The 3,001-nt window shown below is 57.2% G+C and carries 4 protein-coding genes; all 4 read right to left on the bottom strand.

Features of this window, described 5'->3' with window-relative positions:
* On the bottom strand, positions 1-767 hold a 767-nt coding region (locus AAAB35_RS14215; protein WP_340668935.1), incomplete at its 3' end, for a transporter substrate-binding domain-containing protein.
* Positions 768-1,030: 263 nt separating this feature from the next.
* Entirely contained in the window at positions 1,031-1,534 is a 504-nt protein-coding gene (locus tag AAAB35_RS14210) for a ferritin-like domain-containing protein (RefSeq protein ID WP_340668934.1), read from the bottom strand.
* Positions 1,535-1,695: 161 nt separating this feature from the next.
* Positions 1,696-2,565, bottom strand: coding sequence for an SMP-30/gluconolactonase/LRE family protein (locus tag AAAB35_RS14205; RefSeq protein ID WP_340668933.1), 870 nt, complete (start codon positions 2,563-2,565; stop codon positions 1,696-1,698).
* A partial coding sequence (locus AAAB35_RS14200; protein ID WP_340668932.1) for a 2-dehydro-3-deoxy-6-phosphogalactonate aldolase occupies positions 2,562-3,001 on the bottom strand: 440 nt, incomplete at its 5' end. The genes AAAB35_RS14200 and AAAB35_RS14205, both read right to left, overlap by 4 nt.

Genomic DNA, 3,001 nt, shown 5'->3' with positions numbered 1-3,001 from the left:
AAATCAAATTCAACGCCGGTCATCGCTTCGTGCAGGGCAGTGTTGACAAAGTTCAGCCAATCCTGATCGCCGCGCTTGACGCCGCAGGCATAGGTCTGCGGGTTCCAGCCATAGCCCGCATCCTTGTAGCGGCCGGCATTCTGCGTCATGTACCAGGCCAGCGAGGACTGGTCCGTTGCTGCCGCATCGGCGCGTCCGGATTCGAGCGCCTGATAGATGAGGTCCACTGATTCATATTGATCGACCTTGGCTTCCGGCAGGGCGGCATGAACCATGCTTTCCGCATAGACATTCTGCAGCACGGAAATGGTAACGGCTGATCCTGCTGCCTTGAGTGCCGCGTAATCGGCATATTTGCTGTCGGCCTTGAGCATCAGGCCAACGCCCTCGCGGTAATAGGGGATGGTGAAGGCGATCTGCTGGGCACGCTCGCCCGTCACCGTCATGAACTGACAGGTGATATCGACCTTGTCGGTGGTGATATTGGGAATGCGCGCATCGGAGGACTGGTTAACGAACTCGATCTTCTCCGGGTCGTTGAAAAGCGCCTTGGCAATGATGTGGCCCATGTCGATGTCAAAGCCTTGCAGCTTGTCGTCGGCACTCTTGAAGTGCCAGGGCGCGTTGGTGCTGCCGGTCCCCATAACCAGATGGCCGCGGGCCAGAACCTCGTCGAGCTTGCTCTTGGTCTCCTGGGCGAATGCGCTGATTGAGGGCAGCGCAACGAGAGCGGCCGCAATGGCCGCAATGTAAAGTCGTTTGGACATCTTGTTCCCCTATCCGTCAAAGCGAATGTTTTAATAGTAATCCATTATAATGGAATATAATACCTAATAATGGATGGCTTATAGAATTACAGCAGCTTCATCTTGTCAAGCGCGTTTTGCGGGACGCGGCCCGGCAAGCATCGTACCCACTTCGACGCGTTTAATCGCCGTTTCGTTTTCAAAAGTCGGCAAACAGAACAGTAAGGCCCGCATGAGGCGATGCGGGCCTTAAAAAACGCGCTTCGAAATCGCGCGACAGTTCTTTACGCAGCAGCTGCGTTGACGTGACTTTCGGCAAGGGTGGTCAGCGCCTTGTCGGCATTCATCTCTTCATGAAGGTTCTGTTCAAGGAGCGCTGCACAGTCATTGCGTCCGAGCTGTTTTGCCCAGGCAATCAAGGTGCCGTAACGGGTGATCTCATAGTGTTCGACGGCCTGACCAGCGGCAATCAGGGCCGCATCGAGCACCTGATCACTGTCGACTTCGCCGGCAATTTCATCCGCTTCCTCAAGGATTCCGTCGATCGCCGGGCAATTCACACCACTTACGTCAACACCATGGAGTTTGAAGACCTGCTCGAGGCGGTCGATCTGCACCTCGGTTTCCTGCAGATGCTTCTCCAAGCCCATTTTCAGGTCCTGATCCGTTGCCTTGTCGATCATTTCGGGCAACGCCTTCACGATCTGGTTTTCCGCATAGTAGATGTCACGCAACGTATGGACGAAGAGATCATCCATCGTTTTGATATCCTTGGAAAAAAATCCCATTTCATTCTCCGTTCGATTGGAACATGCATAACCGTTCGGCGTTGCTTAGGCGGCCGCATGCGGAAAGATTTCGGTTCGATTTGCAAAGGAGAAACGGGGGCTGGCGCGAATGGTTCCTGAAAAGATATGGTCGTGAAGGCGTAAGTGTCGCCGGCCCGGCGCTAGAGTCGCACGGGTGGATCAAACCTGCCCTTCCCGGCGATCTCGACCAGGAAAGTCTTGCCGGCGTGCGGATTTTTTTGCCGTGCTACATCGGTCATCTCGCCATAGGCGCTCGTTACGATCAGATTTGCGGTGTCAACGCCGATGAAGGCTGGACAGGTCGGCTGCGGCACCGGCATTGCAATGGTGCGGATACGCTTTCCCGACGGGTCGAAAACGTTGATTGCCGATCCGCCCCAGCACGCATTCCACAGATTGCCGTGCGCATCGACAACCGAGCCGTCAAGGCCGCCTTTTCCCTTGTGCGTGTGAAAGGCGAGCGGCTCGCCATTGGGCAGTCCGGTTTCAGGATCCGTATCGACCCGCCAGATGATGTTTGGCCCCATGTCGGCGAAATAGGCGGTGCGGCCATCGGGCGCAAAACAGATCGAGTTGGCGATCGAAATATTGCCGTAGAGCTTGCGCAGTTCGCCCTCACGATACCAGTAGATGGAACCGGCGTCCTGTTCGGCTCGCTTGCCCATGGTGCTTACCCAGAAGGCGCCTGCCGGATGAACGCGCGCATCATTGGAACGTGTTGCCGGATTATCGGCCTCGATGGGTCGGTGCATGACCGAATGGCCGGTTGAGCGATCGCGGACAAACAGCCCGGTCTCCGTCAGGACAAGCTGTCGCCCATCGTCAATCGCGGCGAGCGCGCTTGCCATCTGTCCAAGGCTATGGACCTGTGCCTCGCCGCCGCCAAGCGACTTTTCAAAGAGCCGGCCGGCAAGAATATCGAACCACCACACCGTATTGGTGCGCGGATCGAAACCCGGCCCTTCCCCGAGTTCGCAGGGCGCATCATGAAATATGCTGATCTTCGTCATGAGGCGCTATCTGGCGCAAACACAAGGTCATAAGCCTTTACCGTCGCCTTTGCCCGCTCACTGACAAAAGACGCCGTGGCGCCCACCTTGTAAAGGCTGGAGCCAAGGCCAAACGTACGCACGCCGACCCTGGCATAGGCGGCAAAGCCGTTCTCATCAACGCCCCCGACTGCGCCAATGATCGTTCCCTGTGGCAAGACGGCGCTGATTGCCTTGATTCCATCGGGGCCAAGGACATTTGCAGGAAAGAACTTCAAACCGGATGCGCCAGCCTTCAGGGCCATCAGCGCCTCCGTTGGCGTGAAGACGCCTGGCATTGTGACCATGCCGGCGGCGAGCGCCGCGTTCAATACGGCCGTATCGACGTTGGGGCTGATCATCAGGCGTCCACCGACGGCCGACAGCCGCGCAATGTCGGCCGCATCAAGCACGGTTC

Source organism: Phyllobacterium sp. (assembly GCF_037994425.1).
GTDB lineage: Bacteria > Pseudomonadota > Alphaproteobacteria > Rhizobiales > Rhizobiaceae > Phyllobacterium.
This window is presented reverse-complemented; position numbering and strand designations above follow the sequence as displayed.